This window comes from Paenibacillus sp. SZ31 (assembly GCF_012912005.1).
Lineage (GTDB): Bacteria > Bacillota > Bacilli > Paenibacillales > Paenibacillaceae > Paenibacillus.
Map to the genome: position 1 here is coordinate 304,161 of NZ_JABBEA010000004.1, position 21,966 is coordinate 326,126.

A 21,966-nucleotide genomic window follows, 5' to 3' on the forward strand; every position below is an offset into this window, starting at 1 on the left:
GCTTCGGCAATGCCGGAGCTGACCTATTTATTGGATGCCACTGGAGGCGAACGAAATGTCTACTATGTCCACAAGGACGGAGAAAGATTTTATCGGTGAAAAAGAAATACCTGCTTATGCCTATTACGGCATTCAGACGGTGCGGGCCGTGGAGAACTTCCCGATTACCGGCGTTCCGGTACACCGGGAGTTGATCACAGCTCTGGCCGCGGTGAAAAAGGCTGCGGCAGTTACAAATATGGAGCTGAAAATGCTACCAAGCAAAATTGGCGATGTCATCGTCATGGCGGCTGAAGAAATGATGAAAGGCCATCATCTGGATCATTTTATTGTGGACTCCATTCAGGGCGGTGCAGGCACCTCCATGAATATGAATATGAACGAAATTCTCGCCAATCGCGGACTCGAACTGTTATTGCAAAGCAAGGGAGATTACTTCCACTGCAATCCTAATAATCATGTGAACATGTCTCAATCCACCAATGACGTGGTGCCTACAGCACTGCGTATTGCGGCGTATCGACTATCCGAAACGTTACTGGCTACCATGAAAAGACTACAGGATGCGTTCCGTAAAAAAGAAGAGGAATTCAACGATGTGGTTAAAGTAGGCCGTACCCATCTTCAGGATGCTGTGCCTATTCGCCTTGGACAAGAATTCGGAGCTTATGCCCGCGTAATCGGACGGGATATCGAGCGTCTTGAATTCGCCAATCGCCGCCTGCTTACTATTAATATGGGTGCAACTGCGGTAGGTACAGGCCTCAATGCGAAACCCGAATATATCGTCAAGGTTACGGAGCACCTGTCTGATGTTACCGGACTACCACTACAGACAGCAGAAGATCTCGTGGATGCGACGCAGAACACGGATGCCTATCTGGAACTTTCAGCAGCACTCAAGGTATGTGCAGTCAGCCTGTCCAAAATCTGTAATGATATTCGCATGATGGCTTCAGGTCCGCGTGCAGGATTCAATGAATTACGTCTGCCACCTCGTCAGCCAGGTTCCTCCATTATGCCAGGCAAAGTGAACCCGGTTATGGCGGAAGTTATCAACCAGGTATCCTTCCAGGTGATGGGGAACGACCATACAATCTGTATGGCATGTGAAGCCGGTCAATTCGAGCTGAATGTCATGGGCCCAGTTATTGCATTTAACTTGCTGCAATCGCTGAAAATTATGAATAACGGCATTGATGTTTTCACGCGTTATGCGGTAGAAGAGATGGAAGCCAACCGTGAGCGCTGCGAATTAATCATGAAGCAGAGCTTCAGTGTCATTACCGCGCTGAATCCGCATCTGGGTTACGATGTGGCAGCTTCCATCGTGAAGGAAGCACTCAAGACTGGACTTACTTTGCAGGAGATCATATTGGAACGCGGACTGCTGACACCGGAAGAACTGGAAGAAATTCTTCATCCGGAGCAGATGACGACGCCAGGTATTGCCGGAGAACACTTCCTGCGTAATATGGAACGCATGTAGGGAATCAGGAAATCTAATGCAGGAATGCAGAAGATCAAACATGAATAACATCACAAAGAGCCCCCACAAACCATTGATCCGGTTTGCAGGGGTTCTTTTGTATTCAGCGATCAAACTACGTCTGCTACTGCGTTAAGCCCACCGTTTGCGCTCAAGGGAAGGCAGAATATGAAGCTCCTCCCGGTACTTGGTGACCGTTCTGCGAGAGATGATAATCCCGTCCTCAGCGAGCAGTGTCGCCAATTGACTGTCCGAGTGCGGCCGATGGGTCTGTTCCATGCGAATGATTTCTTTTAATCTCCGTTTTACTGCTGACGCTGATGTTCTATCCCCTGACGTTGTACCGATTCCTGAGGCAAAAAAAGCTCTGAGTTCATATACACCATGCGGGGTGTCTATATATTTTCCGTTCACGGCACGACTTATCGTTGATTCATGCATGCCAATCTTCTCTGCAATTACAGCCAGTTTAAGCGGTTTTAGCGCCGATGGTCCTTCGACCAAAAAGTGCTTCTGCTCTTCCATCACGGCCGCCAGCACACGCATTAACGTCCTGCGCCGCTGGTGTACACTACGAATGATAGCCCTCGCTTCTGCCGCGCGAGTAGACCAAATTTCGTCTGGCGCCTCATCCCTGATCCAACGGAAACATGCTTCATTCATGGATACACGAGGGTTACCAGCTGCATGCAAACTGAAATGAGCCTCCCCATTATGCAATCCAACAATAGCATCCGGAATAATGTAATGTGGCCGTTCCGTACATCCGATGGATCGACAGGGCTTGGGATCCAGACGTGTAATATAGTCATAGGCAGTCTGAGCTTCTCGTGAAGTCATACCTAATCGGCTCCCTGTTCGACCTGGGTGAAAAGGAACCAGTGCTTCCAATCCCGCTTCCACCATTCGCTCCGCATGCAGCGCAGCCGATGGATCACGCCTGATCTGCAGCAACAGACATTCCTGCAGACTCCGCGCCCCTACACCTGAGGGGTCCAGCGACTGGAGAAGCTCCAGTCCTGCTGCAACCTCGCTCATCGGTAGCCCAACTGCTGCTTGCACCTCTGCCAGTTCAACCGTCAGATATCCATCATCATTAACGCATCCTGCCAAATATACTGCTATATTTTCCAATTCATTTGGAAGTGTCATCACTCGAATTTGTGCAATCAGCAATTGTTCCAATGTAGGTTCAGCACCTTTGGCCTGAAGCAGTGGATCATAGGAAGCATATCTGCGCTGATCCATTCGGCGCGGAATCCGGGCGAGAGGCGCAGCTTGTTCTTCCAGTTCAAGCACCGGATTTTCCTCCGCCGCATCCTGCAAATAACGGGTCAGATCCTGGCCCGACATGGTTAGCAAATGAAAGGATTGTTTCATCTCCGGCGTGATGGACAGCCGAATACGTTGTTCCTGTACCAACTGAACACCTAACATCCGTATCCCTCCTTATGCGTTGCTGGGTAATAAGCATATCCGAACAAATGCATTTGCAGGGATAATAGCATACTATTCAAGCGATTGTAAGCACTCTTTTAGTCGGATCATGGATAATTAGTTTAGTATTTCTCCGATACGAGCTTCGCCTGTGTAAACAGCAGCAGATAATCTCTTCCACCTGCCTTGGAATCCGTGCCCGACATGTTGAATCCACCAAATGGATGCGTGCCCACCAGTGCTCCGGTACATTTCCGGTTGAAGTACAGATTACCCGCGAAATACTCCCGTCTTGCCTGTTCCAGATGTTCACGATTACGTGAGATCACCGCGCCAGTCAGGCCATAGTCCGTATTATTGGCGATATCCAGTGCGTCCTGGAAGGACTCTGCTTTGATAAATGCAAGCACAGGTCCAAAAATCTCGTCTTGCGCAATCCGGGCTTTCGGGTCCACATCCGCAATAATGGTTGGTTCAATGAAATACCCTTCAACGTTCCCGGTACCGCCACCATGCACAAGACGCCCCTCACTCTTACCAATTTCAATATATTCCGTAATCTTCGCATAGGCCTTATCATCGATAACTGGCCCGACCTGACTGCCCACTTCAAGTGGACTGCCCATCGTTAGTTTCTGTGTCCGTTCAATCACTTTTTGCAATACTTCATCATATACATCCTTATGAATAATGGCACGGGAACACGCCGAACATTTCTGTCCTGAGAAACCAAATGCCGAAGCGGTAATGGACTCTGCCGCCAGTTCCAGATCACTGTCACTGTCTACAACGATAGAATCCTTGCCACCCATCTCTGCAATGACCCGCTTGATCCACTTCTGACCTGGAGCGGTACGGGCTGCACGTTCATTAATTCGCAGTCCTACATCTCTGGAACCGGTGAAGCTAATAAAACGGGTAAGCGCATGATCCACGAGATAATCGCCAACTTCACTGCCTGGTCCTGGTAAAAAGTTCACGACGCCATCCGGCACGCCAACTTCTGCGAGCAGTTCCATGAATTTTGCCGCAATTACCGGAGTTGTGCTGGCAGGCTTCAAGACTACTGTGTTGCCAGATACCAATGCAGCCGAAGTCATGCCTGCCATAATCGCCAGCGGGAAGTTCCAAGGTGGAATGACCACACCAACGCCCAGCGGAATATAACTCAGCTCATTATCTTCCCCTGCAATCCGCACGAGAGGCTGCGGTTCACTCAGTCGCTGCATATCCCGTGCATAGAATTCCATAAAATCAATGGCTTCCGCTGTATCCGCATCGGCTTCAGGCCAAGTCTTGCCAGCTTCATAGACCATCCATGCGGAGAACTCATGCTTGCGACGGCGCATAATGGCCGCTGCTTTGTACAGGTAACGGGCCCGTTCATTCGGGTCGGTATGTTTCCAGGTGTGGAATGTCTCCGCTGCTGTCTGAATGGCCTTTTCGGCCAATTCCTGATCAGCCTGATGGATCGTTCCGACAACTTGATTCTTGGCTGCGGGGTTCACCGAAGTTAACGTGCGGCTACTTGTTATTTTTTGACCCCCAATAATAATCGGGTATTCCCGCCCAAGTTCAGCTTCTACCTGACGAAGTGCGTCTTCGAATGCTTCCTGGTTCGCCGGGACCGCAAAGGGTGTGAATGGTTCGTTAACAAAAGGGATATTCATGAATGATTCCTCCTTCAGGATGTGGGTTCGCTGGCTGCTCGCCTGAATTAATTTGTATGGTACTCTTCACCAAATATATGTAGCAAAATCCGTGCCAACTCCGGTTGAGATTGAAATATTTTTCTCGTTACATTCAACTACAGAAAATTCACACGGGCCACTCCGATGACAGAATAACCTTCCGATGCAGCTTTCTTTCAAATAAAAATGGTAAACCATCGCCACATCTGGCACATATCTTGCTTGAATTAAGGATACAGAAGGAATAAGGAGGAAACGAAGATGAGCGTGGGAACGGAAATATATCGTAAAACGTTGTTGACCGTGGCAGGCAACAAAGCTGTGGAGAACCTGTCCATCAAATACGGCAAAAAGCTGGCAGGCAAGTTCATCGCAGGCAATACCTTGGAGGAAGCTCTCGAAGAGATCCGCATACTCAACAACAAGGGCATCATGGCTACGCTCGATCATCTGGGCGAGGGCATCACCCGCCTCAGCGAAGCGGCATTATACAGGGATGAATACGTACGACTGGTAGAAGGCATTGCACGTGAGAAGGCAGACTCCAACGTATCGCTGAAGCCAACCCAGATGGGCCTCGCACTCGACCCAGACGAGGGCTATCGAAATATCCGTACCGTTGCCGCACAAGCCAAGCTGCATGATTTGTTCGTCCGAATAGACATGGAGGATAGCCCATTTACTCAAGCGACGCTGGACATTGTGCGTAGACTGCACTCGGAAGGACTGCATAATACAGGCACAGTATTGCAGGCTTATCTGCATCGCACCGAGGAAGATACGCGGGATATGATTCGGGAAGGCATCCGGCTTCGTCTGGTCAAAGGAGCTTACAAAGAGCCAGGATCTGTGGCCTATCAGAATGCTTCTGAAGTCATTCATCAATTCAAAACGATGATTCGCAATCATCTCGATCAGGGGGTATACACAGCGGTTGCCTCGCATGACGATCACATCATCAGCTGGACCAAACAATACGCCAAAGACCGCGGAATATCACCGGATGCCTTTGAATTTCAGATGTTATATGGTCTGCGCATGAGCGAACAGGAACGTCTCGCCAAAGAAGGTTATCGGATTCGCTGTTACGTGCCTTATGGCACCATGTGGTATCCGTACTACACCCGCCGTTTGGCCGAAAAACCGGCTAATCTCTGGATGGTTGTTAAGAATATGTTCCGATAATTATCTCAGCTAAATCAATATATAAATGAACAAAGACAAAGAAAAACCATGTTGCCTCTATCTTTCAAGGCACATGGTTTTTCTGGACGAACACCATACCAGAGCATCCAATTTTTCTTTGCTCCGGTTCATCTCATAATGTCTAAAAAATTAGCAACCCCAATTTTAAATGTCTATTTTTCTAGACACATCCATTTATTAATCAAAAATACAAGCTCGAAAAGTTTAACTGCTTAGTTGTTGAATTAGAATAGAGGCATTGGCATTGATCTGTGTTCCACCTGCCAGGGTCTGCAGATCAACTGCTGATGCACTGGAATGATTCCGTAATGTCAGCACATCATTTGATGCAGCAGTAATAATAACCATTCCTGGATTGGGTTGGGTACCCGCACCAGTACCATAGACACTACCACCCACAGGAGCTCCGTTTTGATAAAGGGTGAATTGGTTTGCCTGTACACCTGCAACGATGAAAAATACCGCGTAGTCCCCAGCATTACCAATGTTAATCTCAGCGGTATTAGGTGTATGAGTAATATTCGTAAGATTTTGGTTACTGTCAAAGGTTATGTCCGCTTCGGTAGCAACAGTCTGAGCTGAAGTATTAAAAATATAAGCATATGAGGATAAACCTTTTCCCGTTGTACTCTGAGTCTCTCCCAACAACTCCTCGGATACCAATCGGTGAGCCGTGACTAACTCGCCTTCAGCACCTTTGCCCCATACGGATATTTGCGCTTCCTCAGCAGCCGTGTCCGAGGTTGAAAATACAAACTCAAAAGCATCAAAATTGCCATCATAATCTTTGGTTATGACCTGATTAGGTGATACATTGAGCAGTTCTTCTACATATAATGTTCTGACTCCATTAAGGTAATAGCCCCGAAGAAGCACCGTGAACATTTCTGTCTCATTCCGGTTATCGATTTTGACCGTAACGGATTGAGTCGGCCGGATACCGGTTATACCTGAAATACTATTCTCAATGGGCCCAGTTGATAGAATAGCCATTTCATCACCCTCCTTTGATTGAATTCGTTCAGTCCTTCTTATAGTATTATTCAGAAGATTCTTAATGGTGTGGACAAACTGGGTGGGCAGTACATAGAATCACTTAACCTTTAAAAATAACCTTTCATTCCGAATCAAATGTTATGTTTAATAACTCATACCTCACTCATATTCCCACTTGATTAGTATTTTCCAATCACAAAACCCAAATATTAAAAATGAAAGCGCATTATAATTACATACCACAAACTCAACTACTATTTTCGAATGCATTATGTATGCTTCATGTCAAAAAATCTATACACACTTCATTTTGGAAGCTATAATATGGATAACTATCTTCACTCAAATATTTCCATTTACTCAAATCACAAGAATTCCTTGTAACAGGTATAGTTCTGAACGTTATACCCCAACTGAGGTGATACCAATGAAACATCTACTTCCAGATTTAATGTCTTTATTGCGTACGGATATGGCCACTCTGGATACAGGTCTCTCCACGCCTACCATACCGTCTTCAACATCACTGGCAGATACTATCTCCTTATTCGACACATCTTCTTATCTGTTCATTCAGGATGATGGACCCATATTGGGATATATCGCCGTATCCGATGTTTTGCATGCCATGATGCATGCGCATCGGCTAATAGAGGCCTATTTTGAGACCACATTGGAAACAGCAGGTTCAGCACTGACCTTAATCAATGAAGAAGCCAAGGTGGCCTACTGGACATCTGGTGCGGAGCATGTATTTTCAATTAGCAAAAATGACATCATCGGACAGCCTGCCGCAGACTTTTTTCCGCCTGATCGCCTCCAGTCCCTCAAGACGTTATATACCGGCGAAACAGTCTATCGCAAACAACATCAGCCGAGACCAGATCTGTTCGCTCTGATTAACGCCCGCCCGGTTCAGCTAGATGGACGCATTGTGGGCGCAGTAGCTGCGGAAGTAGATATCACAACCGAAATCCGATTGCATCAGGAACTATTACATATGACATCCAAAGTTCAACATCTGGAGAAAGCCGTTGCCAGACTGCGTCCTGACACTGATCCATTTGCTCGTATCAAAGGTAGCAGCCCGGTCATTCGCCAGTGTCTGGATACCATCCGCAAGATCAGCACCACCTCAGCAACCGTACTCATCCTCGGAGAGAGTGGCACAGGCAAGGAGTTATTCGCCAAAGCCATTCATGATCTTCGTGAATTGCAGACTGCACCATTTATCGCCATCAACTGCGGGGCAATCCCCGCTTCCTTGTTCGAGAGTGAGTTATTCGGCTATGAGAAGGGCGCCTTCTCCGGAGCTGATCCCAAAGGCAAAAAGGGCAAGATCGAGCTTGCCGAAGGGGGTACTCTTTTTCTGGATGAGATCGGTGAGATGCCATTGGAATTGCAAGTGAAGCTGCTTCGGGTATTGCAGGAGAAGAGTTATTTTCCTGTGGGGGGAACGCGTATGAAACAGGCCGACTGCCGAATTATCGCCGCAACCAACCAGAACCTGCTCAGCATGATTACCCGCAATCAATTCCGGGAAGATCTGTATTATCGACTTAACGTCATTAACCTTGTTATCCCTCCCCTGCGTATGCGCAAGGAAGATATATATGAATTAACCCAGACGTTCCTGCAAGAGTTCTCATTGCTCTACAACCGTCATATTGAGTTGGTTCCACCTGAGGTGTTCAAGTTGCTGTTCCAGTATGATTGGCCAGGCAACGTTCGTGAATTAAGAAATGTAATAGAACGTCTGACCATTCTGACGACAGATGGTGAGGTCAAGGCGGATTACCTGCCCGATACGCTTCTCTCCCTGATTGTGCAAGAGCAGTCCGAAGTGCAGCTGACATCGGGAATTCACCCACATACCAACAGTGAACATGAGCAACGTCAGCATATGACGGGAACGGAACAAAAACCTCGAACCGCTGCGAATGTGGTAAATTCTGATGATTCCATTCTTGTCTCCAATGATACCTATCAGCAAAAATTGGACACCTATGAGGCGCAACTTTTACTTCAATATCTGGAGGCCGCAGGTGGCAACAAACGAACACTCGCGAAGCAACTCGGCATCTCCAGGGCAACGCTCTATAATCGCATGAAGAGGCTTGGTCTATGACCAGCCTCTTCTTGTCTTTATTATCGGTATATGAATGAATGAATGGATAGAACCCTACAAGATCCGTGCCAAGCGAGTCAGCGCTATTCTGAGATGGCGATAGAATGTGGCCCGACTCATGGAACATGTCTGGGCTGCGGCAGTTGGATTGCCAGCATGCGTCCAGTAGGCTGCGTATAATAACATCTGATCCTGTGGAGATAGACCCTGCACCCTGCCTTCCAACAGATCCATGACGTACAGCTGTAAGTGAATTCCATCCTTTATCCCTGTAACCCTGCCGGCGTATTCATGTAATTCTCCCGGGGAACGAAGGTGTCCCAGCATCTTGCGAACGTCCTGTTCAGTCCAGCCTACGTGATCCGATTCCGATTTTGTTCCCGGCTGTATCCGTTTCTCTTGCGGTTCTGGATCAAGCAGGGACATGACCCACGCTCCGAATTGCCCGCTACGCAAATCCAAATCGAGCACATCCGCCTGGTCCTCATATCTGTCACAGGCACGGGTCCGGGTTCCTCGCATCTGGAATCCAATGCTCTGTAAGAATAATTTCAGATGAGGATTCGTTGCAACCAGCATCACTCTCGCACCATCGCCCAGTAGAGACAGGCGGTCCAGTACCATGTACCCTACCAGTTCTTCTCGTGTGTAACCAGGCATGTCATCTCTCGCCGCAGCCAACCAAGCAAAATGCGTATCACTCTGATCGGGATCATTCCCAAGCTCCTGTGGCGTAAAGCATTCATGCATCTCATTCGGAAAATATTTCAGGAGCAACTCACTACTATCCTTATGTACAAGTACGGTAACGAACATGGCGATTGGCTCTCCAAGCTTGTCATGCATCAATACGATCCCTTCGGGATGACGGTGCGCCAGTTCATCCAGGAAGGGGCCGTAGGACACAGCCTGCCATGGTTCCACGCTATACTCGCACCATTGATGTAACAATCTGTGCAAAGCAGGCAGCTCCTCTTTTCTCATCGTTTCAAGAGGCGAAAACAAGGAATCACGGGACACATCCGCGTACTTGCGATATTGCAGCATCGATTCCTGACAGAGCAGTAGCATCTTCCGAGCGATCTGGCGACGCTCATGGAGCCCGGCCTGTTCATGCAGTGGTTTCAGCAACTTGGCGATTTTGATACGCATCGTCTGCAACCGATGTGGCTCACGTTGGCGAAAATCCCGTAGCAGATGCACCCTGGCCATATCATGCATAGCAAGACCATCCGGGTCGGAACGAATAAAAGACATCTGTCTCAGCATGTGAAACTCTTCTTGCGTCACAGTCATATCCAATACAGCGGATAACAATTCCTGATTCGCTGTCTCAACCAGTGTTAATACCTCCACCATAGGATGCAGACGGGGAATCGTAAGTTCCAATAGTAATCGGGCACTGATCATATGCGACAGCTCTGCCCATTCGGCATGAGGAAGATTGCGTCTCTGATCCGCCGCTTCCACAGCAAGGGCCAGACCCAGCGGATGCCCATCAGTCATTCTCGTAATGGTGCCTGCCACGCCCTGATTCAGAGAGCCTGCCACCGTGATATACTCCGTAATCTCATCGACGGTAAAATGTTGAAGCCGCATCGGTACAAACCGCCGATGCAATCGGGGATGTGTCCGCCAGGTGGATGCCATTTCCGGACGTGATGCAAGAACAACAAGTATGCCTCTTAACGGAAGTTTGGATATGAAGACTTCCATGAACCAACTTTCCAGCAGTGCGAGTTCTTCATAATTATCTACTGCCAGGACCAATCGTTTATCGACCGAAGTATCTTTCAGCAAGCTTAGCGGTCGCGGGTAATCTTCACGATCCATTGTTTCCAAACCCAAAGTCGAGGACAAATAATCCATAAAAACGGAAGGGGTCGCACCGCATGATCGGCCGTCCATCCATATTGCCGTTGCACCTTGATCCCGAGATATGGATAACATTTCTGAAAGCAAGGAAGATTTACCGATGCCTCCCATACCCGTAATTGAAAATATGGTTAATGGGGCTTCCGGATGATCGAACCACTGCTCCAGTGTCGTCAGTTCCTTGGCTCGACCAACGAAACGTTTCCCATCCTTAGCATATTTGTCGTATTGTGCCTCACTACTGTTTCCCATATATGTCCTCCGTACTAGATACTGGTACTTTTAATATATTTTTTGAATCAACTTCATAACTCAGTAAACTATCCATTTAGTAGCTAGATATAGACAAATTGAATCGTTTTGATCTTATCTACCTTTGATTGAAGCAGCTGAAGGTATTATGAAATTGATTCTATTTTCTCACAAAATTGAGACTATATTGAGACGCGCAGATGCATGTGAAGTGATAGAATCTTGTTAAAAGCCAATTTATTGGAAATATTCAATACAGCGGACTTGAAAACGTATAACAAGGTATACATAAGTGTTTCCGCGCTACTTCTTATCATAATGGATCATTCCGCCGATCAAGCTACACTCAACATGTACATGAGCATTTACTGATCTCGAATTCATGCTTCCCTTTCAAACCCTACTACCAGCCCGATATTCCAGGAAAGGCGGATTTGTGTGAGAATAAACCTCGATATCTGTAATCTGAGCGGACAACTCGGAATCAATCCCAAACGACTTAATGAATGGCTGCTCCAAAGCGGTATTTCAATGACAGCCCATGAGGCAGAACCGGAAGGACGCTCCGACCGGTCAACACCCCCATATCGGCTGGCTGCTCCTTCTTCTTTATCACTGGCACCATCCTCCGGTCAAACGAAACTATATCGGGGACGCCGCTCCACTCCTATCCTGCAACACCTTCCCGCCTCGTTACAACATACTCGGCGGATCAACAAAAACTGCTAGACTGTGCACGAGGTAGTACAAGCTTAATGCACAGTCTTTCTTACATCTTATATCACCCCATCAAGAGGATTGCCATTGTCCATTCTCAATCATCGCATGCGCGAGTAGCGCCATCTCCAGACAGATTCTTCTCTCCTGACTCATGTAATCAGGTCCCATCAGCTCTTCCAGTTTCTCCAGTCTGTTATACAGCGTTTGCCGATGAACAAACAACTGGGCAGCAGCATCCCGTTTGGAACCAAAATTCTGCAGATAGGCATCCAGCGTCTCTACCAATCGCAGGTGATTCGTCTGGTCATGTTCAATCAGTACACCCAGATGATCTTGGACAAAGGGCTGCAGGAAGGCTTGGGGCAAGGCTTTTAACATTTGATATATACCCATACGTTCGTAAAAGTGGACATGTTCCATCTGATCTACCGATCTCGAAACTTCGATTACCTGATAGGCCTCCTGAAGGCTCTCAGGCAAGCTGGTCAAACGGCTGCGTAACTTGCCAAATCCCGCATGGATGGTGACTTGTTTCAAGTTACGGCTGGCAAACCGGTTTACATCCAGCGTGATTCCTTCCAGCAAGCGCAGCAGTTGATGACGCGTATTAGCAGTCACTGCTTCCTTCGCACAACATAGATACACCTGATTATTCTTCAGCATAATCAGGCTGGGCAGATTGTTCTTCTTGAGCAGGGAACGAAGTAGGACAAGAATATCCTGATGATTGGCTTCCATTCGCTCCCGGCCTGTACCCTTCAACCGATGCTCAATCTCGATAACCCCTCCCGCAAACCAGTACTGTCCCTTCACCAGCAAACGAAGTCCCATTCGGGTCTGGGCTTGTTCCTCCTGATGGATGTTGCCATTCATCAGATCCTGGATCAGCTCGTTCTGATTGCGGACCATTTTCTCTTCAAGGAACTGGGAACGAAGCGTGAGCGCTGCCGCCGCTTTTGCCGTATAGTCGAGTAACAACTTGAGATACTCTACTGGAGCGGACGGATGCACGATCATGCCCACAGCAGAGAATACCTGTCCGAAACAGACGACCGGTTGGCACAGTAGAACCTTCTCTTCGTCCATGTGAAACCATAATTCGGTATCCGAATCATTCAGATCCAGGTGCTCTACCTCCTGTTCATACCAGGTATAAATGGCCTGTTCCATCTCTGGAGCCAGTTCGGGCACATAACTGCCCGGCTCCATGGACGAGATGTACACCACTGGTTTTGCAGCGTACTCATGCAGCAGGTTCAGCACAGCAGACATATCCGTACTCTGCAATGTTCGCTGCTGAAGCTGACGGGAGTAAGCCTCCAGACTTTTCAGCAGCTGGTGCTGATGATTAATGAGCAGAGAGTGAATATCCTGTGTGATCTCCACAAAACGAACCGGTTGTTCAAATACGATCAGCGGGAACTGGTGTCTGTCCGCCAGTTCAATCAGTTCTTCCGGGATTCCATATATGCTAGTGCCAAACTCCACACACAGCCCTGCTGCCTCACTGCCAATCAGCTGAAGCAGGTACTCTTCGCGCCCTTCTTCCGATTGAAGCCACAGTCCGGTGGATAAAATAAGATCATGGGGGCTTACGAATGGAGATACATTCGTAATCTCCAATACATGAACCCAGCCAACCTGACGGTTCACTCCATCCTTCCCTGCCGTTAGTCTTGCTCGGCCAAATACCGGACGTGCAAGGATATCTTTGATCGTAAACACGCGGTCATTTTGCAATGGCGATCCCTCTTTGTGTTATTTTTTCTTACATTATAATCCATGGACAAATGTCCTGAACAGTCTTTTTCGACAATATGTTGAGTTGGTTCCCTAAAAATTAGACATCGGGTAAGGTGCAAAACGATTATGCAAGTCATAAACTTGTAGTATAAGCTAACAACCAATAAATGGACGAGGTGCATGGTGATGAGAATCGGAATTCCCAAAGAAATCAAAAACAATGAGAATCGTATAGCAATGACTCCGGCCGGGGCTGCTGATTTCATCAGAGCCGGTCACCAGGTGATGATTGAACAAGGCGCGGGGATCGGTAGCGGGTTCACCGATCATGAATACCAAGTTGCGGGCGCTGACATTCGGAATGATGCCAAGTCCGTGTGGGCAGAGGCTGATATGATCATCAAGGTGAAAGAACCGCTTGCCAGTGAATACGGATATTTTCGTCCGGGGCTGATTCTGTTCACCTACCTGCACCTCGCAGCGGAACCGGAGCTTGCAAAAGCCCTTATTGAAAGTCGGGTAACGGCCATCGCGTATGAGACGCTGGAGGTCAATAATACCCTGCCACTGCTCACACCTATGAGTGAAGTCGCAGGACGCATGGCATCTCAGATCGGAGCACAGCTACTGGAGAAGACCGAAGGTGGCAAGGGTATTCTGTTGTCCGGTGTACCGGGTGTCAGTCGAGGGAAAGTGGTCATAATTGGTGGCGGAACGGTGGGAACAAATGCAGCCAAAATTGCCATTGGTCTTGGAGCAGATGTGACCATCCTTGATCTGAATCTGAATCGTCTGCGCCAGTTAGATGATATCTTTGGCAATCAAATCCACACGTTGGTATCCAGCCCGTCCAACATTGCCTCAGCTGTTGCGGCGGCAGATCTGTTGATCTGTGCGGTGCTGATTCCAGGCGCCAAAGCGCCAACCCTTGTCAGCGAGCAGGTGGTGAAGGCCATGGCACAGGGCTCGGTCATTGTGGATGTGGCGATTGATCAAGGTGGGATCGTTGAGACCATTGATCATATCACGACCCACGATGAACCGACCTATGTGAAACATGGTGTCGTGCATTACGCGGTGGCGAACATGCCAGGCGCCGTGCCGCGTACGTCCACGGTGGCGCTGACTAACGCCACCATGCCTTATGCGTTGCAGCTGGCGAACCACGGTGCAGCCGCCGCGATTCGTGGCAGTTCGTCCATTCGCAGCGCAGTTAACGCACTGAATGGACACATCACGTATGAGGCGGTTGCCCGGGATCTCGGGCACGCCTATGTTCCTGCAGGACAGGCGCTGGAGAATACCGCCGCTGTCCAGTGATCTTGATAGGATCGTTCCACCTCGGCGCCTTGTCGCCAGGCCTGTGGAACGCAATAGAAGCGCGAGTCGGGCAGATGATGTCCCCGGCTTGCGCTTCTTGATTTTTTTCACATATGAAATAGCTCGTTGGTATAAGGCCTTACGTATGTTCTTCTGGTTTTGGCGCTCTAGACCGTCCGTTCGCTACATACTTCGCGGAAGTTGCAATCCCGACAGGACCGGTGCGATGGCATCGCCGTGAAATAGTTGACGTCCTTGGGACGGTTGTAATACTCATCCTCCACGCAGGATCGCATCTCCTCGATGTAACGACCCACGTTCTCCTCCACCTTCCGGATATCCTCTTCCGTGGCCGTGAACTCTCGATGCTTCCCGGTTAACAGGTACTCCACTCGCAGCTCAATCTGCTCCAAGGGAACCCGGTAGTGCTCTCTCACATAGGATGCGTACAGCATTAGCTGATCCGAGAAGTCATCTTCCTTGCCCGTCTTCCAGTCCACAATGACAATATTGCCGTTACTGCGTCGATACAATAAATCCATCTTCACATACACGCGCGTATCATGCAGCATCATGGTATCCCATTTCTCAATCTCCAGAATGTCCGTACTTGCCCGGGACAAGTCCTCCCACGTAAGCGTCTGGTACAGGTTACTAACACAGGCCGAAGCCCGCTCCTTAATCGTGGCGATCCGGTCATTCAACGTATCATCCCCGTAATAGATCTCGGACAACATCGTGCGGTTCTTGGGGTTCAGCCGCCATTGATCCGCGTCCATCGATTCCATATACGCCTGATTCAGCAGCTTGCGTATCGTCTGTTCCAAAAAGTGTTCACGCGGTTTATCTTTGCCCTCTTCCCTGCTGCGTACCGCCGACTCACACATCCGATGCGCAAGGTCCCCGAAGACAAGGTACAGATTGCTAAGCTGTTTCAGACGGTACAGACGAACCTGCATCTCATCAGCAGAGTCTGTCTTCCAGCCGTTATGGGCACCGTAATAATGATAATAATATTTGCGCAGGCACTCATCGAACATACTCGCCCGCGACTGCGAATAAGACCACTGCGGGTATTGTGCCATAAGATATTCTGCCTTTCTGTATGCCGGATCTGCATGAGATCCCTTAATGCTCACAGTATAAAGCCCGGGCAACATTGCCGCAAGCGCGCTTCCGTTATTTTCTTCTGACGCAACCGTTTCCGATTCGATCCGTATCGTTTATATAGTAACATCACCAAAAGATGAAATTGCGGAGCAGAACGCATAATATACTTATGTAGAGGGCAGCGAATCCGGGATGCTAGTACGGGTCTTACGGGTCCAGCGCGAGCCCGGCGCTAACGAATCTCACACACAAACGTGAAATAAGACTTACTCGGTTCGTTAGACAAAATTTCATGTAAAAAAATCGTACAGGCATATCCTAAAAGGAGGCACCACCCATGAATCGACCGGATTGGTTCCAGGCGGAAGAAGCATTACAACAGATCCAAGTCATCGGAAGCGACCGGAATGAGCTCGTGAACATCATCGGCGATGTAGAAGGATTGAATTGCATTGGCACAGGTACGGATGCGGCTGTATTTACGTATGACGGCTTGCCGCAGTATGCCTTCAAGATGTACTCGGATCATGCCTTGGACAAACTCGAAAATGAAAAACAGGTATACGAGCAGCTCAAAGGCCTGCCATACTTCCCTACCTATTACGGCAGCGGCCGGAACGTTCTCGTGATCAGTTTTGAACCCGGAGATACCCTGCTGGAATGTTTGGAAAAAGGAATCCCCGTCCCCGAGCAGGTGATGCTCGATGTGGACGCAGCACGAGAAGCCGTTCGCAGCCGTGGGCTGAACCCCCGCGACATCCATCTAAAAAATGTAATTCTTCAGAACGGACGCGGCAAAGTGATCGACGTATCCGAGTACATTCAGGACGGCAATGACAATCGCTGGGAGCATCTTGTCTGGGCTTATCACAACATCTATCCACGGATCAAAGGTACGCCCATATCTCCACGCATGCTGCAAACGATCAAATGGGGATACAATCAGCTCGATCATGCCAATGTCAAAATGGACGACCTCGCCAAGAAAGCCAATCGTCTGTTCTCCAGATTTATGAAATGAGTACGTTGTACACATAGATGATTATCTTGTTTTATTGAATCCAAACCACCCGGATGAACGCCTTGAGTTGGCCTTATCCGGGTTATTCTTCATAGATGTGAGTATGAGTATGGGTATGGTGATTAGTACGGCAATCACTGCCGTGTGCTCTGCTTCTGTTTCTGCTCACAGTTGTGATTGCGAGTTGCATATAGTTACAACCATCGTTATGGACATTTTATTCGAGACCACTGCACTGCTAAGCTAGCTGTGCTCAACCTTCTTTTCTCCCTCGCCCCTGGGAAGGAGTCATGCCCTTGTATTGTTTGTATAGTTTCGTAAAATAGTTCGCGTTGTCGCACCCTACTCTGGCGGCGATCTCCGTAATGGTCAGACTACTGTTTTGTAATAGTTGTTCTGCCTCACCCATCCTGCACCCGTTTACGTATTCCACAAAGGTACGTCCGGTCAGCTTTTTGAACATTTTGCAGAAGTGATACGCATTCAGTCCCACATGGCTTGCCGCTTCCGTAACAGACATCTTACCTGTGGGGTCCGCTTCAATCTGTGCAATCAACTGTTTGAAGCGTTCGCGGTTGGGAAAATACGATCCGCCCGATGATTTATCCGGCAACTGCTGCGGCATAAATGTACGCGCAAGCAGGGTAAACAAAGCATGCAGTTTGGACTTCACCACGAGCTGATAAGCCGGGGGCTGTAACGCCATTTCCTCCACAGCCTCATTCAGCAAAGAATAATAGCCTGCGCAGGCTGCATTTTCCTCTGCCGGTTTGACCGGAAACCTCACCCTGCCTTCCAGATACGGCGCGACATATTGCTCATGTACGGGATCATGAGTGAAATCATGGAACAATGCACGGTTAACCACAACGGAATCATAATCCACATCCCCATCATCCAGAGCATACCCGACATGCAACGTTCCTCCCGGAATGATGATGACCTCACCCGCTTGCACCACATAAGGTTTGCTATCAATATGAAACAACGCACTGCCCCTTCGCATGACAATCAGTTCAAAATGCTCATGCCAATGCAAATACAGAATACATTCTTCCTTTTTCATATCCGAACACCGATTTCGGAACAGCTGAAATGGGTGTGATTTATGATCAATTCGGGTATTTTCGTGAAGCGCTTTCAGATCTAGCACGACTTCTCCCCCCTCTGAACAAGATCCGACTAATATTACACAAGATTGTGTAGAGCCATCCCGCTAATGCACGGCTATAATGAGTGTGTCACGAAGTACTATAAGCCAATATTGGAGTGAAATACAACCATGAATAAATCATTACGCATCGGTACCCTTGTAGGCGGGCAGGACGCCGTCCGCGTTATCCCGCAGATCATGCAATACGGCTTCGAATCATTTAACCTCACCTTCTGGCAAACAACTGGTGATCTGGACCTAGCAGAGACAGCCAAACGTGTCCGTGAAATCGTGGACGAACAAGGTATTGTCATTTCCGCGGTGAGTGTATTTGGTAATCCGCTCACAGGAGCCGGAGACAACGCCGATACACTGGCAAGCTGGGAGCGGGTTATCGATAATGCACAGCTCTTCGGTGCAGATATCGTCTCTGGATTCACCGGACGTCTGACCGATCAACCCATTAACGAGTCTATCCCCCGGTTCAAGGAAGTATTTGGTGAATTGGCACGCCGGGCAGCAGACCGGGGTGTACGCATTGCTTTTGAAAACTGTGATATGGGTGGAACCTGGCAGACGGGCGACTGGAATATTGCCCATAACCCGACGGCCTGGGAGATGATGTTCGACGCTGTTCCAGATGACAATGTCGGACTGGAATGGGAGCCTTGCCATCAAATGTCCAGCCTGATCGATCCTATTCCACAACTGCGCAAATGGGCTCACAAAGTATTCCACGTACATGGCAAAGATGCCACGATTGCCTGGGATATTGTCAAGGAATACGGCGTGCATGGCCCACGTGAATTTGTCTGGCACCGTACCCCAGGCTTCGGAGATAGCAACTGGGCAGACATCATCACCATTCTGCGTCAGAACGGTTATCAAGGCACAATTGATATCGAAGGCTGGCATGATCCAGTGTACAAAGATGAACTCGAAATGACCGGACAGGTGCATGCATTACGATATTTGAAACAGTGCCGCGGCGGCGATTTTGTACCCAATCCAGTATAGAAAACCATGCGAGCTGTATAACAGAATCCATGCGAAGGAGATGAGAACATGACTCATCCTTATCGGGTAATTATTGCTGGCTGCGGTGCCATGGCAAACACGTGGGCGGACTATGCCTTGCAAAGGCCAGATACAGAAATCGTGGGACTGGTCGATCTGTATGAACAGACAGCCCTTGCTTTTGCTACAAGACACGGCCTCACCTGCCCTACGTTCACCGATATCCGTGAGGCCATCCAAGCTACCAGCGCAAATATCGTATTTGATGTCACGATTCCGGCGAGTCATTACGGCATTGCCATGACAGCGCTGAAGGAAGGATGTCATGTATTTGGTGAAAAACCACTGGCAGAGTCCTTCTCCGATTGCACAGATATTGTGCAAACCTCTCGCAGTACAGGACACATTCAAGCCGTCATGCAGAATCGCCGTTTCGATCCGCGTATCCGCGCCTACCAGCACCTCATTTCCGGCGGAGCTATAGGGCAGGTAGGTTACGCAGGGGCCGACTTTTTCCTCGGGCCACACTTCGGCGGATTCCGAGACCTGATGGATAGTCCACTGCTGCTCGATATGGCGATACATACGTTTGATCAGGCACGATATATTCTTGGAGCCAACCCGATCTCAGTATATTGCCATGATTTCAATCCTCCAGGTTCCTGGTATCAGGGCAATGCGATGGCTTTATGTATATTTGAGATGTCTGACGGGTCTGTGTTCAACTATCGGGGGTCCTGGTGTGCAGAGGGTGTACCCACATCATGGGAAGCAAACTGGCGCGTAATCGGTGAAAAAGGAACCGCCATCTGGGATGGTCATGACGATATCTACGCTGAGGTGGTTGCTGCGCAAAGCCTGGATGCTGACGGCAAACCATCCTTTTTCCAGCCAAGTAAGCGGATTGAAGCGGAACTGCCGATCATGGAGAAAACAGGACACCACGGCTGCCTCGAAGACATGTTCGCTGCACTGGAATCCGGACGATTACCTGAGACCGATTGCAGTGATAACCAGTTCAGCATGGCTATGGTCCTCGCATCCCTAGAAAGCGCACGCACAGGGCAGAAAGTGTTCATCGCCGATCTGCTAAAAAACACATAGCAAAGCGCCTGTGTTTTTCATATTAAACAAAGCCCAAACTGCAAAGTTCAGCAGTTTGGGCTTTCTTGTTTTTTTACCTACTCCCCTAATTCTAAAAAAAGATGTCGTTCAAAAAACAGTCGCGCTCGATAGTAAACGTAGTGCAGGGAACGAAATCGATTCTGAAGAAGTAACGCGGTCGCCTTTATCCCCGGATTTCGACTTTACAAAAGTCGATCAAGAAATCCGGGGATAACAGCGATCAAAAGAACGATTCGTAACCGAAACTGCCGCTTTACGAGCAGTAAGAACACTTTTTTAAAAAATGTATCTTTTATAGAATTCCTTTCTTCATTGCCTTATACACCAGTTGCGAGAACAGACTGTTGGACCAAGCAAACCATGGTCTGGTGAACGTGTTTGGATCATCGGCGTGGAAGCCCTCATGCATATATCCAGTACCTGCATCCGTGTTTTCCAGCAATTCAATCATCGCCAGCATCTCCTCGTCATTGTCTGCGGTCAGGCCCTGCATGGATAGCGCCATGTGCCAAATGTATCCCGGAGGGGTATGAGGGCTACCAATGCCTTTCGCTACCTGCCCTTCATAGTAAAACGGATTTTCCTTACTCAAAATGAATCGACGAGTGTTCTGATACACCATGTCTTCAATCGAAGCATACTCCATATACGGAATGGACATTAGGCCAGGTGTACCCGCATCATCCATCAGACAAAAGTTGCCGTAACCGTCCGTCTCATAGGCATAGATCTGTCCATACTCTGGATGACGGTAAGTACCGTACAGAGAAATGCCATGTCGTATGTCTTCTTCCAAACGAGCCATTCGACTCACCAGCTGTTCATCCCGGAACACCCACTTCGCGATCTCCCCCATCTGCCGCAAGGTTACCGCAGCGAACATATTCGCCGGAATATTATAATGAAAATCACAGGCATCATCGCTCGGACGGAATCCAGACCAGATCATGCCCGTATAATTCACTGGCATACCCAATCCTTCATTACGCAGGGTATCATGAGCTGGACAATTACGCCGCATGAACCGGTAAGGTGATTGCTCTGCGTGATGCTGTTCTGTCTCCCATAGTTGTACGATACTCTCCATCACTTTCTTGAAGCGCTCATCGAATATATCCGCGAGTTCCGTTTCCCGCCAATATGTATAAGCCAACTTCATGGAGAAACAGAGGGAATCCAGTTCAAATTTCCGTTCCCACACCCAAGGTGACATCTCCGTCTCATCATTGGCATCCCAATGCCATCCATTCGCCGTTTCATTGAACGCATTGGCATAGATATCCTTATCAGCATAGAATGTATGTCTTTTGATCAGCCCTCCGATGATACGTTGTAAATTCTCGTCATCCTTCGCAAGCGGAACATAATGCATGACCTGCTCTACAGAATCCCTTAACCACATCGCGGGAATATCCCCTGTAATTACAAAGGTTGTTCCATCCTCTAATAGCTTCGTGGTCGTTTCCAGTGTATTCGGAAAACAATTTCGAAACTGCGCCAGTAATCTCGGTCGATGTTGCAAACGCTCGTCCGCCTCAGTCAGAATATCCTGCACAGCTTGTGGCAATTCCAAATGTGGCATAGGGATTTTCGGTAATCTGAACTGTTCCATGGATGTCGTCTCCTTATAACTCTATTGTTATTTTTGTTATGATAAATTATAATAACATTATTATTTGTAAG

Annotated in this window: 15 protein-coding genes; 7 read left to right on the forward strand and 8 right to left on the reverse strand. The window is 48.4% G+C overall.

Annotated features, from left to right (window positions below; translation table 11 throughout):
* Positions 1-55 precede the first annotated feature (55 nt).
* The gene (locus HF638_RS11295; protein ID WP_169480276.1) at positions 56-1,489 is read left to right on the forward strand and encodes an aspartate ammonia-lyase; all 1,434 of its coding nucleotides are present in this window, start codon (positions 56-58) and stop codon (positions 1,487-1,489) included.
* A 132-nt stretch (positions 1,490-1,621) separates the two neighbouring features.
* Here the strand turns inward: HF638_RS11295 and rpoN are convergent, their stop codons facing one another.
* Positions 1,622-2,926 carry an RNA polymerase factor sigma-54 gene (gene rpoN, locus HF638_RS11300; protein WP_169480277.1) on the reverse strand — a complete coding sequence of 435 codons (1,305 nt, stop codon included), beginning with the start codon at positions 2,924-2,926 and terminating at the stop codon, positions 1,622-1,624.
* A 122-nt stretch (positions 2,927-3,048) separates the two neighbouring features.
* Positions 3,049-4,596 (reverse strand): L-glutamate gamma-semialdehyde dehydrogenase, encoded by a 1,548-nt coding sequence (gene pruA / locus HF638_RS11305; RefSeq protein ID WP_169480278.1) that lies wholly within the window; start codon positions 4,594-4,596, stop codon positions 3,049-3,051.
* A gap of 282 nt (positions 4,597-4,878) precedes the next feature.
* Between pruA and HF638_RS11310 the strand changes: the two genes are divergently transcribed.
* On the forward strand, positions 4,879-5,802 hold the full coding sequence (locus HF638_RS11310) for a proline dehydrogenase family protein (protein ID WP_169480279.1): 924 nt from the start codon (positions 4,879-4,881) through the stop codon (positions 5,800-5,802).
* Positions 5,803-6,027: 225 nt separating this feature from the next.
* On the opposite strand, the gene HF638_RS28885 is transcribed toward HF638_RS11310, so the two are convergent.
* Complete coding sequence (locus tag HF638_RS28885; protein ID WP_348982097.1) at positions 6,028-6,816, reverse strand: BclA C-terminal domain-containing protein; 789 nt, start codon at positions 6,814-6,816, stop codon at positions 6,028-6,030.
* Positions 6,817-7,246: 430 nt separating this feature from the next.
* Here HF638_RS28885 and HF638_RS11320 point away from each other — a divergent pair, with 430 nt between their 5' ends.
* A complete protein-coding gene (locus HF638_RS11320; protein ID WP_169480280.1) occupies positions 7,247-8,947 on the forward strand; it encodes a sigma-54 interaction domain-containing protein in 1,701 nt (566 codons plus the stop codon).
* 54 nt (positions 8,948-9,001) lie between these two features.
* Here the strand turns inward: HF638_RS11320 and HF638_RS11325 are convergent, their stop codons facing one another.
* A complete protein-coding gene (locus HF638_RS11325; RefSeq protein WP_169480281.1) occupies positions 9,002-11,074 on the reverse strand; it encodes an nSTAND1 domain-containing NTPase in 2,073 nt (690 codons plus the stop codon).
* 789 nt (positions 11,075-11,863) lie between these two features.
* Positions 11,864-13,534: a PucR family transcriptional regulator gene (locus HF638_RS11330; RefSeq protein ID WP_169480282.1), complete on the reverse strand. Its 1,671-nt coding sequence runs from the start codon at positions 13,532-13,534 to the stop codon at positions 11,864-11,866.
* Positions 13,535-13,723: 189 nt separating this feature from the next.
* Here HF638_RS11330 and ald point away from each other — a divergent pair, with 189 nt between their 5' ends.
* The gene (gene ald, locus HF638_RS11335; RefSeq protein ID WP_169480283.1) at positions 13,724-14,857 is read left to right on the forward strand and encodes an alanine dehydrogenase; all 1,134 of its coding nucleotides are present in this window, start codon (positions 13,724-13,726) and stop codon (positions 14,855-14,857) included.
* Positions 14,858-15,024: 167 nt separating this feature from the next.
* Here ald and HF638_RS11340 read toward each other — a convergent pair whose 3' ends face one another.
* Positions 15,025-15,942 carry a PD-(D/E)XK nuclease family protein gene (locus HF638_RS11340; RefSeq protein WP_169480284.1) on the reverse strand — a complete coding sequence of 306 codons (918 nt, stop codon included), beginning with the start codon at positions 15,940-15,942 and terminating at the stop codon, positions 15,025-15,027.
* 362 nt (positions 15,943-16,304) lie between these two features.
* Between HF638_RS11340 and HF638_RS11345 the strand changes: the two genes are divergently transcribed.
* Positions 16,305-16,988 carry a serine/threonine protein kinase gene (locus HF638_RS11345; protein ID WP_105600832.1) on the forward strand — a complete coding sequence of 228 codons (684 nt, stop codon included), beginning with the start codon at positions 16,305-16,307 and terminating at the stop codon, positions 16,986-16,988.
* 253 nt (positions 16,989-17,241) lie between these two features.
* Here the strand turns inward: HF638_RS11345 and HF638_RS11350 are convergent, their stop codons facing one another.
* Positions 17,242-18,141, reverse strand: a complete 900-nt coding sequence (locus tag HF638_RS11350; RefSeq protein ID WP_169480285.1) for an AraC family transcriptional regulator — start codon at positions 18,139-18,141, stop codon at positions 17,242-17,244.
* 129 nt (positions 18,142-18,270) lie between these two features.
* Between HF638_RS11350 and HF638_RS11355 the strand changes: the two genes are divergently transcribed.
* Together HF638_RS11355 and HF638_RS11360 are read left to right on the forward strand one after the other, a co-directional pair.
* Complete coding sequence (locus tag HF638_RS11355; RefSeq protein WP_169480286.1) at positions 18,271-19,158, forward strand: sugar phosphate isomerase/epimerase family protein; 888 nt, start codon at positions 18,271-18,273, stop codon at positions 19,156-19,158.
* A gap of 48 nt (positions 19,159-19,206) precedes the next feature.
* The gene (locus HF638_RS11360) at positions 19,207-20,262 is read left to right on the forward strand and encodes a Gfo/Idh/MocA family protein (protein WP_169480287.1); all 1,056 of its coding nucleotides are present in this window, start codon (positions 19,207-19,209) and stop codon (positions 20,260-20,262) included.
* Between the two features lie 313 nt (positions 20,263-20,575).
* Here the strand turns inward: HF638_RS11360 and HF638_RS11365 are convergent, their stop codons facing one another.
* On the reverse strand, positions 20,576-21,895 hold the full coding sequence (locus HF638_RS11365; RefSeq protein ID WP_169480288.1) for a glycoside hydrolase family 125 protein: 1,320 nt from the start codon (positions 21,893-21,895) through the stop codon (positions 20,576-20,578).
* Positions 21,896-21,966 lie beyond the last annotated feature (71 nt).